Source organism: Modestobacter sp. VKM Ac-2979 (assembly GCF_026967995.1).
Classification (GTDB): Bacteria; Actinomycetota; Actinomycetes; order Mycobacteriales; family Geodermatophilaceae; genus Modestobacter.
The window spans coordinates 331,041-348,068 of record NZ_JAPVBO010000006.1; the positions used below are offsets into that span (position 1 = coordinate 331,041).

General features: G+C 73.9%; 16 protein-coding genes. 12 read left to right on the plus strand and 4 right to left on the minus strand.

Annotated elements, in window-relative coordinates:
* Positions 1–11 precede the first annotated feature (11 nt).
* The 3 genes from O2W15_RS18835 to O2W15_RS18845 all read right to left on the minus strand — a co-directional run bounded on the left by O2W15_RS18835 (position 12) and on the right by O2W15_RS18845 (position 3,011).
* Positions 12–1,196: a cation:proton antiporter gene (locus O2W15_RS18835; RefSeq protein WP_269180497.1), complete on the minus strand. Its 1,185-nt coding sequence runs from the start codon at positions 1,194–1,196 to the stop codon at positions 12–14.
* Positions 1,196–1,678 (minus strand): cation:proton antiporter regulatory subunit, encoded by a 483-nt coding sequence (locus O2W15_RS18840; protein ID WP_269180498.1) that lies wholly within the window; start codon positions 1,676–1,678, stop codon positions 1,196–1,198. Before O2W15_RS18840 ends, O2W15_RS18835 begins: the two co-directional genes overlap by 1 nt.
* Before the next feature lie 82 nt (positions 1,679–1,760).
* Entirely contained in the window at positions 1,761–3,011 is a 1,251-nt protein-coding gene (locus O2W15_RS18845; protein WP_269180499.1) for an MFS transporter, read from the minus strand.
* Between the two features lie 96 nt (positions 3,012–3,107).
* Between O2W15_RS18845 and O2W15_RS18850 the strand changes: the two genes are divergently transcribed.
* The 5 genes from O2W15_RS18850 (at position 3,108) to O2W15_RS18870 (ending at position 7,012) form a co-directional block, all read left to right on the plus strand.
* Entirely contained in the window at positions 3,108–3,443 is a 336-nt protein-coding gene (locus O2W15_RS18850; RefSeq protein ID WP_269161278.1) for a YbaB/EbfC family nucleoid-associated protein, read from the plus strand.
* Positions 3,444–3,486: 43 nt separating this feature from the next.
* Positions 3,487–4,086, plus strand: coding sequence for a recombination mediator RecR (recR, locus tag O2W15_RS18855; protein WP_269159620.1), 600 nt, complete (start codon positions 3,487–3,489; stop codon positions 4,084–4,086).
* A gap of 318 nt (positions 4,087–4,404) precedes the next feature.
* The gene (locus O2W15_RS18860; RefSeq protein WP_269180500.1) at positions 4,405–5,499 is read left to right on the plus strand and encodes a methionine ABC transporter ATP-binding protein; all 1,095 of its coding nucleotides are present in this window, start codon (positions 4,405–4,407) and stop codon (positions 5,497–5,499) included.
* On the plus strand, positions 5,496–6,155 hold the full coding sequence (locus O2W15_RS18865; protein WP_269161280.1) for a methionine ABC transporter permease: 660 nt from the start codon (positions 5,496–5,498) through the stop codon (positions 6,153–6,155). Before O2W15_RS18860 ends, O2W15_RS18865 begins: the two co-directional genes overlap by 4 nt.
* A gap of 35 nt (positions 6,156–6,190) precedes the next feature.
* The gene (locus tag O2W15_RS18870; RefSeq protein WP_269161281.1) at positions 6,191–7,012 is read left to right on the plus strand and encodes a MetQ/NlpA family ABC transporter substrate-binding protein; all 822 of its coding nucleotides are present in this window, start codon (positions 6,191–6,193) and stop codon (positions 7,010–7,012) included.
* A gap of 30 nt (positions 7,013–7,042) precedes the next feature.
* Here the strand turns inward: O2W15_RS18870 and O2W15_RS18875 are convergent, their stop codons facing one another.
* On the minus strand, positions 7,043–7,396 hold the full coding sequence (locus O2W15_RS18875; protein ID WP_269161282.1) for a Rieske (2Fe-2S) protein: 354 nt from the start codon (positions 7,394–7,396) through the stop codon (positions 7,043–7,045).
* A gap of 143 nt (positions 7,397–7,539) precedes the next feature.
* Between O2W15_RS18875 and O2W15_RS18880 the strand changes: the two genes are divergently transcribed.
* From O2W15_RS18880 to O2W15_RS18910, 7 genes are all read left to right on the plus strand, one after another.
* Positions 7,540–8,298: a VOC family protein gene (locus O2W15_RS18880; RefSeq protein ID WP_269180501.1), complete on the plus strand. Its 759-nt coding sequence runs from the start codon at positions 7,540–7,542 to the stop codon at positions 8,296–8,298.
* Positions 8,299–8,430: 132 nt separating this feature from the next.
* Positions 8,431–8,880: a hypothetical protein gene (locus O2W15_RS18885; RefSeq protein WP_269180502.1), complete on the plus strand. Its 450-nt coding sequence runs from the start codon at positions 8,431–8,433 to the stop codon at positions 8,878–8,880.
* A gap of 65 nt (positions 8,881–8,945) precedes the next feature.
* Entirely contained in the window at positions 8,946–11,054 is a 2,109-nt protein-coding gene (locus tag O2W15_RS18890; RefSeq protein WP_269180503.1) for a TPM domain-containing protein, read from the plus strand.
* A gap of 171 nt (positions 11,055–11,225) precedes the next feature.
* Entirely contained in the window at positions 11,226–12,863 is a 1,638-nt protein-coding gene (locus O2W15_RS18895; protein WP_269180504.1) for an ABC transporter substrate-binding protein, read from the plus strand.
* Between the two features lie 89 nt (positions 12,864–12,952).
* Entirely contained in the window at positions 12,953–14,062 is a 1,110-nt protein-coding gene (locus O2W15_RS18900) for an ABC transporter permease (protein WP_269180505.1), read from the plus strand.
* 1 nt (position 14,063) lies between these two features.
* On the plus strand, positions 14,064–15,260 hold the full coding sequence (locus tag O2W15_RS18905; RefSeq protein WP_269180506.1) for an ABC transporter permease: 1,197 nt from the start codon (positions 14,064–14,066) through the stop codon (positions 15,258–15,260).
* On the plus strand, positions 15,257–16,945 hold the full coding sequence (locus O2W15_RS18910; protein ID WP_269180507.1) for a dipeptide ABC transporter ATP-binding protein: 1,689 nt from the start codon (positions 15,257–15,259) through the stop codon (positions 16,943–16,945). Before O2W15_RS18905 ends, O2W15_RS18910 begins: the two co-directional genes overlap by 4 nt.
* The last annotated feature ends 83 nt before the right edge of the window (positions 16,946–17,028 follow it).

The window sequence follows — 17,028 nt, forward strand, 5'->3', positions numbered from 1 at the left end:
CGCGCCGCCCCCTACGGCGCGGACCGGGGCGGCGCGGAACGCTGGGCGAGCCGGCGCACCCACGGGTCGACCAGCCGCGGGGTCAGCGGCCCCAGCACGGCCAGGATCAGCACGTAGGCGGCGACCGTCGAGCCGAAGGCCGCCGGGACGCTGCCGAGCACCAGCCCGGCGATGATGATCGAGAACTCGCCGCGGGCCACCAGCGCGGCACCGGCGCGCACCCGTGCGGGTGGCCCGACCCCGGCCCGGCGCCCGGCGATCCAGCCGGTGCCGAACTTGGTGACGATGCCGACGGCGGCGAGCGCGGCCGCGGGCAGCAGGGCGGCCGGCAGCTGGGTCGGGTCCGTCGAGAGCCCGAAGAAGACGAAGAAGACGGCGGCGAACAGGTCCCGCAGCGGCGAGAGCACGTCCCCGATCCGCTCGGCGACCTCGCCGGAGAGGGCGATGCCGAGCAGGAACGCGCCGACCGCGGCCGACACGTGCACCGCCTCGGCGGCGCCGGCGACGAGCAGCGCCAGCCCGAGCACCCGGAGCAGCAGGATCTCGTTGGACCGCGCCCCCACGAACCGGGTCACGGAGTGGCCGTGGCGCACCGCGACGGCCAGCACGACCGCGAGGGTGGTCAGCGCGACGGTGACCGACAGCACCGCGTCACCGGTGCTGCTGGCCGCCACGACGCCGGTGAGGATCGGGAGGTAGGCGGCCATCGCCAGGTCCTCGATGACCAGCACGCCGAGCACGGCCGGGGTCTCCCGGTTGCCGAGGCGGCCGAGGTCGGTGAGGAGCTTCGAGATGATCCCCGAGGAGCTGATCGCGGTGACGCCGAACAGGGCCAGCGCGGCCGTCGGGCCCCAGCCCAGGAACAACGCCAGCGCGGCGCCGGGCAGGCCGTTGAGCAGCAGGTCGGCGACGCCGACCGGCGCTTGGCGGCGCAGGTTATCGACCAGGTCGCCGGCGGTGTACTCCAGCCCGAGGACGAGCAGCAGCAGCACGACGCCGACCTCAGCGCCGGTGGAGAAGAAGCCCTCCGGCGCGTCCAGCGGCAGCAGTCCGCCGGTGCCGAACGCCAGCCCGGCCAGCAGGTACAGCGGGATGGGGGACAGGCCGATCCGGCCGGCCAGCGAGCCGAGCAGCCCCAGCCCGAAGACGACGGCGCCGAGCTCGAGCAGCAGGACCGCGGTGTGCCCGACCTCCATCAGCGGGGGTTGAGCAGGTCACCGACCGCTGCGACACCGTCCGACGTCCCGACCACGACCAGCCGGTCCTCGACCTGGAACCGGAAGTCCGGGGTGGGGGAGGCGATCATCTCCTCGCCGCGGACCACCGCGACCACGGAGGCGCCGGTGCGGGTCCGGATGGCCGCATCGCCCAGGGTGGCGGCGACGTAGGGGGAGCCGGGCTCGATCGGCACGCCCTCGGTGGCCAGGCTCTCCACCTGCTCGCGCAGCCGGGACAACCGCTCGGTGATCCGGGGCGCGCCCAGCAGCTCGGCGACGACCTCGCTCTCCTCGGCGGTCAGCTCGATCGTGGCCGCGGTGGCGTCCGGGTCCTGCTCGTCGTAGAGGACGACGTGCCGGGCCCCGTTGCGCTGGGAGATGACCCCCACCCGCCGTCCCTGCGCGGTCACCAGGTCGTGCCGCAGACCGATGCCCGGCAGCCGCGTCTCCTCGACGTCCATCGCCGTCCCCTCCTCGTGCCTCGTGCTCGGTACCTCGTGGTGGCCAGGGCGCCGGCCCGCCCATCGTGCCGGGCGCCGGTGCTCAGTGGGCAGCGACCCCCGGCGTCCGGTCCAGGGCCCGGAAGCGGGTCAGCGCGGCGACCGACAGCACCGGGCCGGCGGCGAGCAGCACCAGCGTCCACCGCCAGGAGACCGCGTCGGCCAGGTAGGGCAGCGCGCTGATCGTCACGGTGGTGAGCAGGAAGCCCGTCGCGGTCTGCACGGTCAGGGCGGTGCCGACCCAGCGCCGGTCGGACACCTCGCTGAGCAGGGTGGAGAACATCGCCGAGTCGGCGATGACGCTGGCTCCCCAGACGCAGACGAAGACGGCGAACACCCCCGTCGGCCACGACCAGGCCCACGGCGAGAGCAGACAGCACACGCCGCTGGTGGCCACCGCGACGGTGGCGACCGGCGCCCGGCCCCACCGGCCGGCGAGCCAGCCGGCCAGCACGCAGCCCGCGGCGCCGCAGATCCCGAACGCGGTCAGGGTCAGCAGGGCGATCCGGGCGGCCGGCAGGGCGGGGTCGTACACGTCCCGCGAGGCGGTCATCCACACCGCGGCCCAGGTCCAGAGGGCGTAGAGCTCCCACATGTGCCCGAGGTAGGCGAGGTTCACCAGCCGCGGGCGGGCCGACCGGAAGCCGTCGAAGGCCTGCGCGGCGCGGGGGCGGGCGCCGACCGCCAGGTGCGGTCCGGCGCGCAGCAGCCCCAGCGCCAGCAGGGCAGCGACCGCGCCGCTGGCCGCGGCGGCGACCAGCACGGTCCGCCACGAGTCGCCGAGGACGCCGACCAGCAGCTGCGGCAGCAGCGAGCCCAGGGTGAGCGCACCGATCAGCACGCCGAGCGCCAGCCCCCGGCCGCGGGCGCCGAACCAGGAGGCCATCAGCTTCATGCCGATCGGGTAGACCAGCGCCAGGCCCGTCCCGGTGAGGAAGCGCAGCGCGATTCCGACCAGCGGCCCGTCGGCCAGGACGGCGACGCCGAGGGTGCACGCGGCGGCGGCGCCGGCCCCGGTCGCCAGCAGCCGCTCGGGGCGCACCCGGTCGGCCAGCCCGGTCGTCGCCGAGGCCAGCGCGCCCACCACGAAGCCCAGCTGCACGGCGACGGTGAGGCCGACCCCACCGGCCGTGCCCAGCTCCCAGTCGCGGCGCAGCACCGGGAGCACCGCGGACGCGGAGAACCACACCGCCAGCGCCAGCACCTGGGTCAGCGCGATGAGCGCCAGCTGCGACCACGGCCCGGTACGTGCCCCGCCCACGGGGCTGCGGACCGGTACGCCGTCGTTGGCCACGGGACGACCCTGCCACCGACCCCGGCCGCACCTCACGTCGGCCCGGCGCGGGAGCGCGTGCGGCGGGCTGTCGGTGCCAGCACCTACGCTCGGACCATGCGACCCGGTGGCCAGCCCGACATGCAGCAGATCATGAAGCAGGCACAGCAGATGCAGCAGCAGTTGGCTGCTGCGCAGGAGGAGCTGGCCCGCGCCGAGGTGACCGGTTCGGCCGGTGGCGAGCTGGTCACCGTGACCATGACCGGCAGCGGTGAGGTCACCGCCGTCACGATCGCCCCGGCCGCCGTCGACCCTGACGACGTCGAGAGCCTGCAGGACCTGGTGGTCGCGGCCGTCCGTGACGCCCAGCGCGCCGTCGGCGAGCTCACCGCCTCCACGATGGGCCCGCTGACCGGCGGTCTCGGTGGCGGGCTGGGTCTCCCCGGCCTCTGATCCACCCGGGTGCGCACACCGCCACCCGCATCGAAGGAGAACCGTGTACGAGGGCGCTGTCCAGGACCTCATCGACGAGCTCGGGCGGCTGCCCGGCGTCGGTCCCAAGAGCGCGCAGCGCATCGCCTTCCACCTGCTGGCCGCCGAGTCGACCGACGTCGGCCGGCTCGTCGCCGCGCTGCAGCGGGTGCAGGCCGAGGTCCGCTTCTGCGTGACCTGCCACAACGTCGCCGAGGCCGAGCAGTGCCGGATCTGCCGTGACCCGCGGCGCACGCTCGACGTCATCTGCGTCGTCGAGGAGCCCAAGGACGTCGTGGCGATCGAGCGGACCCGGGAGTTCAAGGGCCGCTACCACGTGCTCGGCGGGGCGATCAGCCCGATCGAGGGGATCGGCCCCGACGACCTGAAGGTCAAGGAGCTGATGACCCGGCTGATGGACGGCCAGGTCACCGAGCTGATCATCGCCACCGACCCGAACCTGGAGGGCGAGGCGACCGCCGCGTACCTGGCCCGGCTGGTCGGCCCGCTGGGGCTGGCGGTGTCCCGGCTGGCCAGTGGGCTGCCGGTGGGCGGTGACCTGGAGTACGCCGACGAGGTCACCCTGGGCCGGGCGTTCGAGGGCCGCCGCCGCATCGACGCCTGAGGAAGGACCCTCTTGCCCCCCACGCCTCGCGAGCTCGGCGCGGGCCCCTGCAAGGGGGCCGTACTGGTTGAGCGTTCGATCACAGCGACGCCTGGGAACTGGCGGGGTGCAGGAGTCACCGGGCACTCTGGACGGGTGGTCGGGCCCGGTTCGTTGACGCGTCGTCGCGCCATCGACCTCATGCGCCTGGCCGGCACGCTCTGTCGGTGAGCCGACACCCCTGACCGGAGGTCCGCGCCGCGCCGTTCGGCGCCGAGCCAGCTGGACCCCGGCAGTGGAGAGCTGTGCCCGCCGTCCGCTCCACCTGCGAGGACCCCCGTGATCGAGCTGTCCGACGTCCGCAAGGTCTTCCCCGCCCGCCGCACCGCCGGCGAGGTGGTCGCCCTCGACGGCGTGAGCCTGTCCGTCGCCCGCGGTGAGTTCGCGGGTGTGGTGGGCCCCAGCGGCTCGGGGAAGAGCACCCTGGCCCGGCTGGTGAACCTGCTCGAGCGGCCGACCTCGGGGACGGTCACCGTGGACGGCCGGGTGCTCACCGACCTCGACGCCGCCGGGGTCCGGGAGGCCCGCCGCAGCATCGGCATGATCTTCCAGCACTTCAACCTGCTCGACTCCCGCACCGCGGCCGGCAACGTGGAGCACCCGCTGGAGCTGGCCGGGGTCGGCCGCACCGAACGCCGCCGCCGGGTCGCGGACCTGCTGGACCTGGTCGGCCTCGCCGACCGGCACGCCTCCCGGCCGGCGCAGCTCTCCGGTGGGCAGAAGCAGCGGGTCGCGATCGCCCGCGCCCTGGCCGCCCGCCCCTCCGTGCTGCTCTGCGACGAGGCCACCTCGGCACTGGACCCCGCCAGCACCACCGGCGTGCTGGAGCTGCTGCGCCAGGTGCGCGCTGAGCTGGGGCTGACCGTGCTGCTCATCACCCACGAGATGTCGGTCGTCCGTGCGGTCTGCGACAGCGCGGTGTTGATGAGCGACGGCCGGGTGGTCGACGGCGGTCCGCTGGCCGAGGTGCTCGCCCGCCCGGGCTCTGCGCTGGCCGCCCAGCTGGTCCCGGCCCCGGCGACGCCCGCCGCGGGGGAGGCCGCAGGTGCGCTGGTGCTGGTCACGGTCACCGACGCGACCCCGCACGGCGCCGTCCTGCAGACCCTGACCGCCGAGCTCGGCCTGTCGGTCGAGGTGGTCGGCGGCTCGGTGGAGACCGTCGCCGGCCGGCGCTTCGGCCGGCTGCTGCTGCGGGTCGAGGGCGACGACGGCCGGCTGGACCCGGCGCTGGCGCGGCTGCGGTCAGCCGGTGCCCTGGTGGAGCGGGCCGCCGCCGGTGACCCCCGCCCCCAGCCGGACGCCGACGACGCACCCCGGCCACCCCGCGAGCCCGACGTGCAGCGGCTCGCCGACGCCCCGGACGTGCAGCGATGAACGACTGGTCCCGGATCGCCCCGCAGCTGCTGGACGCCACTGGCGAGACGCTCTACATGGTCGGCGTCGCCACTGCGCTGACCGTGCTGCTCGGCGTGCCGCTGGGCGTACTGCTCACCATCACCGCGCCCGGGGCGCTCGCCCCGCACCCGCTGCTGAACCGGGTGCTCGGCCTGGTCGTCAACCTCGGCCGCTCGCTGCCCTTCATCATCCTGCTGGTCCTGGTCGCCCCGGTCACCCGCGGCATCGTCGGCACGACCATCGGCTCGACGGCGACGATCGTGCCGCTGACCATCGGCGCCGTCCCGTTCCTGGCCCGGTTGGTCGAGACCAGCCTGCGCGAGGTGGCGCACGGCAAGGTCGAGGCGACGCTGGCCATGGGCGCGCGGCGCCGCGATGTCGTCCGCACCGTGCTGCTGCCCGAGGCGCTGCCGTCGCTGGTCGCCGGGGTCACCGTCACGGTCGTGGCGCTGATCAGCTACTCGGCCATGGCCGGCGCGATCGGTGGCGGCGGGCTCGGCGACTTCGCCATCCGCTACGGCTACCAGCAGTTCCGCACCGACATCACGTTGGCGACCGTCGTCCTGCTGCTCGTGGTGGTGCAGCTCCTCCAGTGGGCCGGCGACCGCTGGGCCCGCCGGCTCGCCACCTCCTGACCGTCCGTCCCGTTCCACCGAGGAGAGAACCGATCATGCGCACGAAGAACCCCCTGGCCGCTGCGGCCGCCGTCGCGACCGCCCTGGCGCTGAGCGCCTGCGGTGGGGGCACCGCCGAGCTGTCGGCCGAGGACGAGCCCCTGCAGGTCGGGGCGTCGCCGGTCCCGCACGCGGAGATCCTCCGTTTCGTCGACGACGAACTCGCCGACGAGGCCGGTCTGGACCTGGAGATCGTCGAGTTCACCGACTACGTCCAGCCCAACGTCGCCCTGGACGACGGCTCGATCGACGCCAACTACTTCCAGACGGTCCCCTACCTGGAGGAGCAGGAGGCCAACGCCGGCTACGACTTCACCGCGCTGGAGCCGGTGCACATCGAGCCGCTGGGCATCTACTCCGACTCGCTGACCGACCTCGCCGCGCTGCCCGACGGCGCGACGGTGGCGATCCCCAACGACCCGACCAACGCCGGTCGGGCGCTGCGGCTGCTGGCCGCCAACGACCTGATCACGCTGGCCGACACCGGTGACGCGGCGCCCACCGCGCTCGACGTCGAGGGCAACCCCAAGAACCTGCAGATCCAGGAGATCGAGGCGGCCCAGCTGCCCCGGTCGCTCGTCGACGTCGACGCCGCGGTGATCAACGGCAACTACGCCATCGACGCCGACCTCTCGCCGGCCGAGGACGCCCTCGCGCTGGAGGAGGCCGAGGGCAACCCCAACGCCAACCTGGTCGTCGTGCGCGCCGGCACCGAGGACGACGAGCGGATCGGCCAGCTGGAGGAGCTGCTGCACTCCGACGAGGTGCGGACCTTCATCGAGGAGAACTACGGGGGCGCGGTCATCCCCGCCTTCTGAGCCGTACCGACCGGAGCAGGACCGGCGGGGTCAGGGCTCGACGACGACGTCCGGGCCCCGCCGGACCGCCCGGCGCACCCGCAGCCGCAGCACCTGGCCGAACCGCTTGACCAGCCCGGAGTAGCCCGGGGTGGGCCCGTGGTAGCCGAGGAACCCGCGCGGGCCGGAGACCATCTCGCCGGTGGAGAGGTCGTAGCGGGCCTGGTGCCACGGGCAGACGAGGCAGCCCTCGGCATCGACGTGGCCGTCGGCGAGGTCGGCGAGCTGGTGCCGGCACCGGCGGGAGACCGCGGCCAGCCGGTCGCCGGTGTTGGCCACCGCCCACCGTCCGGCGGGGCGCACGGCGCCCGGGGGCAGGTCGGCGGCGGGGACGCGGTCGGGCACAGGGCCTCCTGGTCTGGGGCGGTCTGGTCTCGGGCGGTGGTCAGCCCCCTACCCCGTGCAGCGGCGGGCAGACGTGGCGCGCCGCGCCGGTCGAACTGTCGGTGCGCGGTGGGACGGTCGGCCTCCCGACACGAGGAGGAGCGATGCCCACTCGCACGACATCCTGGCCCGCCGGCACACCGTGCTGGATCGACCTCGGCACCCCCGACCCGGACGCCGCCCGGTCCTTCTACGCAGCGGTCCTCGACTGGACCTACCGCGACACCGGTCCCGACTCCGGCGGGTACCTGTTCTGCCTGAAGGACGGGCACGAGGCGGCCGGGCTCGGCCCGCAGCAGGACCCCGCCGACCCACCCCGCTGGACGACGTACTTCGCCACCGACGACGCCGATGCGACGGCCGCCCGGGTGACGGAGGCCGGCGGCACGGTGCTCGCCCCGCCGATGGACGTCGGCCCGGCCGGCCGGATGGCGATCGTCGCCGACCCGCAGGGCAGCCCGTTCGGGCTCTGGCAGGCCGGCACCACCACCGGCGTGCAGGTCTTCAACGAACCCGGCGCGCTGGCCTGGAACGAGGCCGCCGTCGACGACCCGGCGGCGGCGCAGGAGTTCTACACCGCCGTGTTCGGCTTCGCCTGGGAGGAGATCCCGGACGCCGGCGGCTACAGCACCTTCGCCACCGGTGACCGCCCACTGGGCGGGCTGGGGGGCGTGGTCGAAGGGCTGCCCCGCGGCTGGAGCAACGCGTTCTCGGTCGCCGACACCGACGCGGCGGTCCGGGCGGTCGAGACCGGCGGCGGCGCGGTGCTGATGCCGGCCGAGGACACCCCGTACGGCCGGGTCGCCGTCGTCACCGACCCGTGGAGAGCAGCGTTCTCGGTCATGCAGGAGCCGGCCGGCTGAGCCCGGACAGGACCTGACATCTGGCACCTGTGCCCGGCGGCTGGCAGGGCAGAGGCTGGGTCCTGCCCCGCCGAGCGGACGACGGGACAGCGCCGGGCCGGCTCACCGACCCGACCGAGGGGAGTGGTCGGCGTGCGCGACGTCGTCCTGTACCTGCACGTCGTGGCCGGCGCCGCCGGTCTGCTGCTCGGGCCGGCCTGGCTGCTGGCCCGGCAGCGCGGGCGGTCGGGCCGGGGGCCGGCGGTCGGCTACCAGGTCGCGGTCGGCGTGGTGGCGGTGACGGCCGGCCTGCTGGCGGTCACCGACCCGAGCCTGGTGTGGCTGCTGCCGGTGGCCGTCGGCACCGGGGTGCTGGCGGTCACCGGGGCGCTGGCCCGGCGCCGCCGGTGGTCCGGGTGGCGCAGTTGGCAGCCACACCTGCTGGGCGGCTCCTACATCGCGCTGGTCACCGGCGTGCTGATCGCCGAGACCGGCAACCCGGTGTTCTGGCTGCTGCCGGCGCTGATCGGGCAGGTGCCGATCGCCGTCGCCAAGCACCGGCTCGCCGGGGTGCCCGCAGAACCGCTGGCCCAGGGCGCGTGACCAGGGTGGGCCCGTGCCCGGCCGTCACGCAGCCCACCTGCAGGGCGGTGGGGGACGATGGACCCATGCGTCTCCTCTCCCGGCTGCTCGTCCCGCTGGCCGTCGGTGTGCCCGCCGTCCTCCTGACCGCGGGTCCGGCCCTCGCCGTCGAGCCGTTCCTGCCGACCGAGCAGCTCGTCGACCAGGCCGACGTCCTCGACGCCGGTGAGGAGGCCGAGGTCGAGTCCGCGCTGCAGGAGCTGGAGGCCGAGGACGGCACCCAGCTCTACGTCGTCTACGTCGACTCCTTCGACGGGCTGGAGCCCGGCACCTGGGTCGACCAGGCCTTCGACCAGGGCCTGGGCGCGAACGACGTGTTGCTGGCCGTGTCCCCGAGCGAGGAGCAGGTCGGGTACCAGACCGGGCCGGGCACCGGCATCGCCGACCGGGCGGAGCTGGACCAACTGGTCGACGCCTCGGCCCGGCCGGAGCTGCAGGAGGGCGACTGGGCGGGTGCGGCCGTGGCGATGGCCGAGGCGTTGCAGGTCGACGAGGCCGGTTCGGTGGCCGGGGCCGATGCCGGCGGTGACGGCGGCGGGGGAGCCCTCGCCGTGCTGGTCGGGATCGCCGTCGTCGGCGGTGGTGGGTACGCGTTGATGAAGAGCCGGCGGCGCAAGAAGCAGCAGGCCGTCGCCGCCCGGGCTGCGGAGGAGCGCGCTGCCGCCGAGGCCGCGGCCCGCGACCCGCACCACGGCACCTCCACCGAGCAGCTGACCTTCCGGGCCAGCCAGGAGCTGCTCGACCTCGACGAGGCGGTCAAGACCTCCGAGCTCGACCTGGCCTACGCCCGCTCCCAGTACGGCGAGCAGTCGGTCGCCGGCTTCCAGGACGCGCTGAACCGGTCCAAGGCCGAGCTCTCCCAGGCGTTCGCCCTGCGGCAGGAGCTGGACGACGAGTTCCCCGAGGACGAGCCCACCCAGCGCCGCATGCTCACCCAGCTGTTGCAGCTCACCGCGGCCGCCGACGCTCGGCTGGCCGAGCAGGCCGAGGCGTACGCGAAGCTGCGCCACCTGCAGGAGTCCGCACCCGAGACACTGGCCGCGCTGACCCCGGTGATCCAGGGGGTGCGGGAGCGGATCCCGGCGACCGAGGCGACCCTGGAGGACCTGCAGCGGCGGTACGCCCGCTCGGCCTGGGCGCCGGTCGCCGACAACGTGACCGAGGCGCGCACCCGCACCGACTTCGCCGAGCAGGCGGTCGCCTCCGGGCAGGCCGAGCTCGACCAGGGTCGGCCCGCCGGGGCGGTCCCGGCGATCCGGGCGGCCGAGGACGCACTCGCGCAGAGCCGCACGCTGCTGGACGCGGTGGGCCGGCTGGCCGAGGAGCTGGGGGACAGCGGCGCGCGCTTCGACGAGGTGCGGGCGGAAACGGAGCGGGACATCGCCGAGGCCCAGGCGATGCTGTCCCGCGGCGTCGACACCCCGGGGCTGCGGGAGCAGCTCGCCCGGGCCGAGAGCGCGCTGGCCGGCAGCACCGCGCAGCTGCAGCCGCGCGACGGTGAGCTGCCCGACCCGCTGGCCGTGGTCCGGCGGCTGGACGAGGCGGACCTGGCCCTGGAGGCGGCCCTGGAGCCGGCGCGCGACGTCCGGCAGCAGCAGGAGCGGGCGACGGCCCACCTCCAGCAGGCCATCCGCGCCGCCGACTCGTCGGTCACCGTCGCCGGTGACTTCATCTCCACCCGGCGCGGCGCCGTCGGCAGCCCCGCACGCACCCGGCTGGCCGAGGCCGAGCGGCACCTGGACGAGGCGTCCCGGTCCGCCGCGGCGGACCCGATCGCGGCCCTGCGGGCGGCCCAGCGCGCCGACGGCCTGGCCCGGCAGGCGCTGACCGCCGCCCAGCAGGACGTCGAGGAGTACATGGCCAGCGGCTACGGCGGTGGGTACGGCCGCCCCGGCTACGGCAGGGGCCCCCGGCGGGGCTCTATGGGCGGGGGCTTCGCCGGTGGCGTCGCCGGTGGGGTGGCCGGCGGCATGCTCGGCAGCATCCTGCTGGGCGGTCTGGGCGGTGGCTACGGCGGCGGGTTCGGCGGCGGTGGTGGCGGTGACTTCGGTGGCGGCGGTGGCTTCGGTGGCGGCGACTTCGGCGGTGGCGGGGGCTTCGGTGGCGGCGACTTCGGCGGTGGCGGCGACTTCTGACCCTGGCCATGCGTCCCGGGTCGTCCGCCGGTCACGACTCGGTCACGCCCCGACCCCCGGCATCCCACGTCGTGGGAAAGGTGTGTTAGTCATGCATCTCCCAACGGCCACCGGCGGCTGCGGTGTGCCTTGGTGCGCCGCGGGCCGCCGCCCATGAGAACGAGGTAGCGGATGAACTCCGTGTCCAGGAGTGGCCGGCGTGCGCTGGTCGCCACAGCGGGCATCACGGCGACGGCTCTGGCGCTGTCGGCGTGCGGCGGCGACGACGGGGACGGCGGCGGCTCCGGTGGCGGCGACTCGCTGATCATCGGCACCACCGACAAGATCACCACGATCGACCCGGCCGGTTCGTACGACAACGGCTCCTTCGCCGTGATGAACCAGGTCTACCCGTTCCTGATGAACACCCCGCTGGGCAGCCCCGACGTCGAGCCGGACATCGCCGAGTCGGCCGAGTTCACCTCGCCCACCGAGTACACGGTGACGCTGAAGGACGGGCTGACGTTCGCCAACGGCAACGAGCTCACCGCCTCGGACGTGAAGTTCTCCTTCGACCGCATGGTCGCGATCAACGACGAGAGCGGCCCGTCGTCGCTGCTCTACAACCTCGAGAGCACCGAGGTCGTCGACGACACCACCGTGGTGTTCAACCTGAAGTCGCCCGACGACCAGGTGTTCCCGCAGATCCTCTCCAGCCCGGCCGGCCCGATCGTGGACGAGGACGTCTTCGCCGCCGACGCGCTGACCACGGACCAGGAGATCGTCGACGGCAACGCCTTCGCCGGCCCGTACGCGATCACCAACTACGACCAGAACAACCTCGTCTCCTACGAGGCGTTCGAGGGCTACCAGGGCCTGCTCGGCGCGCCGGAGACCGAGACGGTCAACGTCCGTTACTACGCGGACGCGTCGAACCTGAAGCTCGACGTCCAGGAGGGCAACGTCGACGTCGCCTTCCGCAGCCTGACCGCTACCGACGTGGAGGACCTGCGCGGCGACGACTCCGTCAACGTTGTCGACGGCCCGGGCGGGGAGATCCGCTACATCACGTTCAACTTCAACACCCAGCCCTACGGCGCGACCACCCCCGAGGCCGACCCGGCCAAGGCCCTGGCCGTCCGGCAGGCCGCTGCGCACCTGATCGACCGCGAGGAGCTGGCCGACCAGGTCTACAAGGGCACCTACACGCCGCTGTACTCCTACGTGCCCGAGGGCCTCACCGGCGCCGTCGAGCCGCTGCTGGAGAAGTACGGCGACGGCTCGGGCGCCCCGGACGCCGAGGCGGCCGCGCAGGTGCTGCAGGCGGCCGGCGTGCAGACGCCGGTGGAGCTCAACCTCCAGTACTCCAACGACCACTACGGCCCGTCCTCGGGTGACGAGTACGCGCTGATCAAGGACCAGTTGGAGTCCAGCGGCCTGTTCACGGTGAACCTGCAGACCACCGAGTGGGTGCAGTACTCCGAGGACCGCACCGCCGACGTGTACCCGGCCTACCAGCTCGGCTGGTTCCCGGACTACTCCGACGCCGACAACTACCTGACGCCGTTCTTCCTCACGGAGAACTTCCTGGGCAACCACTACTCGGACGAGGCGGTGAACGACCTGATCCTGCAGCAGGCCACCACCACCGACCCGGCCGAGCGGCAGGCGCTGATCGAGCAGATCCAGGGCGAGGTCGCCGACGACCTGTCGACGCTGCCCTACCTGCAGGGTGCCCAGGTCGCCGTCACCGGGACCGACGTGCAGGGCGCCGAGGACACCCTCGACCCGTCCTTCAAGTTCCGTTACGGGGCCCTCAGCAAGGGCTGATCGAGCCGGAGCAGACTGCCCCGGGTGACCCGCCGTTCGCGGGTCGCCCGGGGCACCGGCATGTCCGCCGCCACCTCAGGCTGGGAGAGATGACCACCACCACGACCGAACCCACCGGGAGCACCGCCGACCCCGTCGGTGCCCCCGCCCCGGCGCCCCGGCGCCGGCGCAAGGGCAGCGGGGGGCTGGGCAGCTACCTGCTGGTCCGGTTCCTGCTGATCTTCCCGACCATCTTCATCCTGGTCACGACCGTCTTCTTCCTGATGCGGGCCACCGGTGACCCGATCACCGCCGCGCTCGGCGGGCGGCTGCCGGCCGACCAGCTGGCCGAGCGGGTCCGGGAGGCCGGGTACGACCGGCCGCTGATGACCCAGTACCTCGAGTACCTGGGCAACCTGGTGCAGGGCGACTTCGGCACCACGCTCAGCGACCGGCGTCCGGTCCTCGAGGTGCTGACCACCTTCGGCATCGCCACGCTCGAGCTGACCGTCTACGCGCTGATCGTGGCGTTCATCGTCGGCATCCCGCTGGGCATGCTGGCCGCCTACTTCCGCGACCGCTTCCCCGACGCGGTCCTGCGGGTCTTCGCGATCCTCTGCTACGCCACGCCGGTCTTCTTCGCCGGCCTGCTGCTCAAGCTCGTCTTCGCCTCCGGGCTGGGCTGGCTGCCGGTCGCCGGCCGGGCCTCCACCGGCACCGAGATCGAGCTGCAGTTCCTGGAGAGCCCGACCGGCTTCTACCTGATCGACGCGCTCCAGACCGGCGACTGGGAGATCATCAGCGACGTCCTGGCGCACGCCGTCCTGCCCGCCATCGCGCTGGGCCTGCTGACCGCCGGCATCTTCCTCCGGCTGGTGCGCACCAACGTGATCGGCACGCTGGGCACCGGCTACGTGGAGGCCGCCCGCTCGCGGGGCGTCGCGGAGTCCCGGCTGCTGCGCAAGCACGCCTACCGCCCGGCGCTGATCCCGATCATCACCGTCATCGGCCTGCAGATCGCCATCCTGCTCGTCGGCGCCGTGCTCACCGAGACGACGTTCGAGTGGAAGGGCCTGGGCTTCCAGCTGGCCCAGTACCTGCAGGCCCGCGACTTCGTGGCCGTGCAGGGCATCGTCGTGCTGCTGGCGGTCATCGTGGCCGTCACCAACTTCATCGTCGACATCATCGCCGCGCTCATCGACCCCCGGGTGAGGTACTGACATGGCCACGGCGACCTCCGTGCCCACCGCGGCCGGCCCGGCCGGCGAGCCCGGTACGGCACCGTCCCGCCGGCGCCGGTCCTGGCGCTCGCTGCCGATCGTCCACCAGCTGCGGCAGAGCGTCGGCCTGCAGCGCGGCATGCTCGTGGCCGGGCTGGTGCTGATGGGCGTCTTCCTGCTCACCGCGCTGTTCGCGCCGCTGCTGGCGCCCTACGAGTACGGCCAGCTGCGCGACGCCGAGGGGCTGTTCGGCGCCCAGCGGCCACCGTCCGGCGACCACCTGCTCGGCACGACCGTGGGCGGGTACGACGTGCTGTCCCGGGTGATCTGGGGCTCACGGACGGCGCTCTACGTGATCGTCGTCGCCGTCCTGCTGTCGATCGTCGCCGGCGTGCTGCTCGGCCTGGTCTCCGGCTACTTCGGCGGCTGGCTGGACCGGGTGCTCGTCGTCATCGCCGACGCGATCTACGCCTTCCCGGCGCTGCTGCTGGCGATCATCGTGGCGATCGTCATCAGCGGGGGGCAGTCCAGCCTGTGGGGCGGCATCATGGCCGCCGCCATCTCCATCACCGTGGTGTTCATCCCGCAGTACTTCCGGGTGGTCCGGGCCGAGACGGTGCGGATCAAGGCGGAGGCCTTCGTCGAGTCCGCCCGGGTCATCGGGGCGAGCAACCGCCGGATCATGCTCCGGCACGTGCTGCGCAACGCCACCCGCACGCTGCCGCTGATCCTCACGCTGAACGCCTCAGAGGCGATCCTCACCCTAGCCGGCCTGGGCTTCCTCGGCTTCGGCATCCAGCCCACCGCCGCCGCGGAGTGGGGCTACGACCTGCAGCAGTCGCTGTCCGACGTGACCAGCGGGATCTGGTGGACCTCGCTGTTCCCCGGCCTGGCGATCGTGCTGGTGGTGCTCGGGCTGACGCTGGTCGGCGAGAGCCTCAACGACCTCGCCGACCCCCGGCTGCGCACCCGCCGCCGGGTGGCCGACCAGGAGCCGGCGGAGGAGGGCGAGGTCGCCGCCGTCCCCGGCGGTGCGCTGACCAGCGGACCGGCGGGCGTTGGTGGCCTGGGGGTCACGGTGGCCGGCGAGCGGCCCGGGACGCCGCCCCCGGCCGGTGCCACCGGCGCCGAGCCGGCCGAGGGGCAGGTGGCCGGACCGGACGTGACCGGCCAGGACGGAGGAGGGACCCGCTCATGAGCGTCGTCGACATCAAGGACCTGCAGATCTCCTTCGCCACCGACGCCGGTGCCGTCACCGCGGTGCAGGACGTCACCCTCGCCGTCCAGGCCGGTGAGGTGCTGGCCATCGTGGGGGAGAGCGGCAGCGGCAAGACCGTCACCGCGCGCAGCATCCTGGGCCTGCTGCCGGAGACCGCGCGGGTGCGCGGTGCGGTGGTGCTGAGCAGCAAGGACGGCACCGCCGAGCAGGACGTCGTCCCGCTGTCCGGCGCGCAGCTGCGCGAGGTGCGCGGGCAGGACGCCGCGATGGTGTTCCAGGAGCCCTCGACCTCGCTGAACCCGGTCTACCCGATCGGCTGGCAGATCGCCGAGGGGCTGCGGGCGCACGGGAAGTACAGCAAGAAGGAGGCCCGGGCCAAGGCGATCGACGTGCTGCGCCTGGTCGGCATCCCCGATCCCGAGCACCGGGTCGACCACTACCCGCACCAGTTCTCCGGCGGGCAGAAGCAGCGGATCGTCATCGCCCAGGCCCTGGTGCTCGACCCCGGCGTGATCATCGCCGACGAGCCGACGACGGCGCTCGACGTCACGGTGCAGGCGGAGATCCTGGAGCTGCTGCGCCGCTGCCGGGACGACTTCGGCGCGGCCATCGTGCTGATCACGCACAACATGGGCGTGGTCGCCGACCTGGCCGACCGGGTCGCCGTCATGTACCAGGGCCGGATCGTCGAGCAGGCCGACGTCCGGACGCTGTTCAGTGCACCGAAGGACCGGTACACCCAGCAGCTGCTGGCCGCCGTCCCGCGGCTCGGGCAGGGCGTCGAGCACACCCGGGCGCGGGCCGCCCGGCGCGCGGCCGGCTGGGCGGGCGCCCCCCCGGTCGTCGAGGCGAAGGACCTGCGGATCGTCTACCCCGGCCGGATGCGCCGACCGGACTTCGTCGCCGTGGACGGCGTCAGCTTCAGCATCCGCCCGGGCGAGGTGCTCGGCCTGGTCGGGGAGTCCGGCAGCGGGAAGACCACCATCGGACGGGCGATCGCCGGCCTGACCAAGGTCAGTCACGGCTCGCTGACGGTGCTGGGCACCGAGATGAACGGGATGAAGGAGCGCACGTTCCGGCCGGTGCGCGAGCGGATCGGGTTCGTCTTCCAGGACCCGGCGTCCAGCTTCAACCCGCTGCTCACCATCGCCGAGGCGGTGGCCGAGCCGCTCGTGGTGCACAAGCGCGCCAAGGACCCGCGTGCGGCCCGGCCGCGGGTCGACGAGCTGCTGGAGGCGGTGCAGCTGCCGAAGGCGTTCGGCGACCGCTACCCGCACGAGCTCTCCGGTGGGCAGCGGCAGCGGGCCAGCCTGGCCCGGAGCCTGGCGCTGCAGCCGGAGCTGCTCATCGCCGACGAGCCGACCTCTGCGCTGGACGTGTCGGTGCAGGCCCGGGTGCTGGAGCTCTTCGACGAGCTGCAGCGGGAGCTCGGGTTCGCCGCGCTGTTCATCAGCCACGACCTGGCCGTGGTCGACCTGCTCGCCGACCGGATCGCGGTGCTCTACCGCGGCCAGCTGGTGGAGGAGGGCACGGGCGCGGAGGTGCTCGGCGCGCCGAAGCACCCGTACACCCAGCGGCTGATCGCCTCCCTGCCGGTGCCCGACCCCGACGAGCAGGCCCGCCGCCGCACCCACTGGAACACCCTCCGCGCCGCGGACAGCTGACCGGGAGGGGCCAAGATCGCGACCTTGGCCCCTCTCGGGTCGTCGGTCTCGGGGGTGACGGCTGATCTCGGAGTCGGCTGGGT

What these genes read in the sequence shown, in the direction of transcription:
- O2W15_RS18835 (WP_269180497.1), bottom strand. Translation starts at nt 1,196, where the DNA reads ATGGAGGTCGGGCACACCGCGGTCCTGCTGCTCGAGCTCGGCGCCGTC.
- O2W15_RS18840 (WP_269180498.1), bottom strand. Translation starts at nt 1,678, where the DNA reads ATGGACGTCGAGGAGACGCGGCTGCCGGGCATCGGTCTGCGGCACGAC.
- O2W15_RS18850 (WP_269161278.1), top strand. Translation starts at nt 3,108, where the DNA reads ATGCGACCCGGTGGCCAGCCCGACATGCAGCAGATCATGAAGCAGGCA.
- O2W15_RS18865 (WP_269161280.1), top strand. Translation starts at nt 5,496, where the DNA reads ATGAACGACTGGTCCCGGATCGCCCCGCAGCTGCTGGACGCCACTGGC.
- O2W15_RS18870 (WP_269161281.1), top strand. Translation starts at nt 6,191, where the DNA reads ATGCGCACGAAGAACCCCCTGGCCGCTGCGGCCGCCGTCGCGACCGCC.
- O2W15_RS18880 (WP_269180501.1), top strand. Translation starts at nt 7,540, where the DNA reads ATGCCCACTCGCACGACATCCTGGCCCGCCGGCACACCGTGCTGGATC.
- O2W15_RS18890 (WP_269180503.1), top strand. Translation starts at nt 8,946, where the DNA reads ATGCGTCTCCTCTCCCGGCTGCTCGTCCCGCTGGCCGTCGGTGTGCCC.
- O2W15_RS18895 (WP_269180504.1), top strand. Translation starts at nt 11,226, where the DNA reads ATGAACTCCGTGTCCAGGAGTGGCCGGCGTGCGCTGGTCGCCACAGCG.
- O2W15_RS18900 (WP_269180505.1), top strand. Translation starts at nt 12,953, where the DNA reads ATGACCACCACCACGACCGAACCCACCGGGAGCACCGCCGACCCCGTC.
- O2W15_RS18905 (WP_269180506.1), top strand. Translation starts at nt 14,064, where the DNA reads ATGGCCACGGCGACCTCCGTGCCCACCGCGGCCGGCCCGGCCGGCGAG.
- O2W15_RS18910 (WP_269180507.1), top strand. Translation starts at nt 15,257, where the DNA reads ATGAGCGTCGTCGACATCAAGGACCTGCAGATCTCCTTCGCCACCGAC.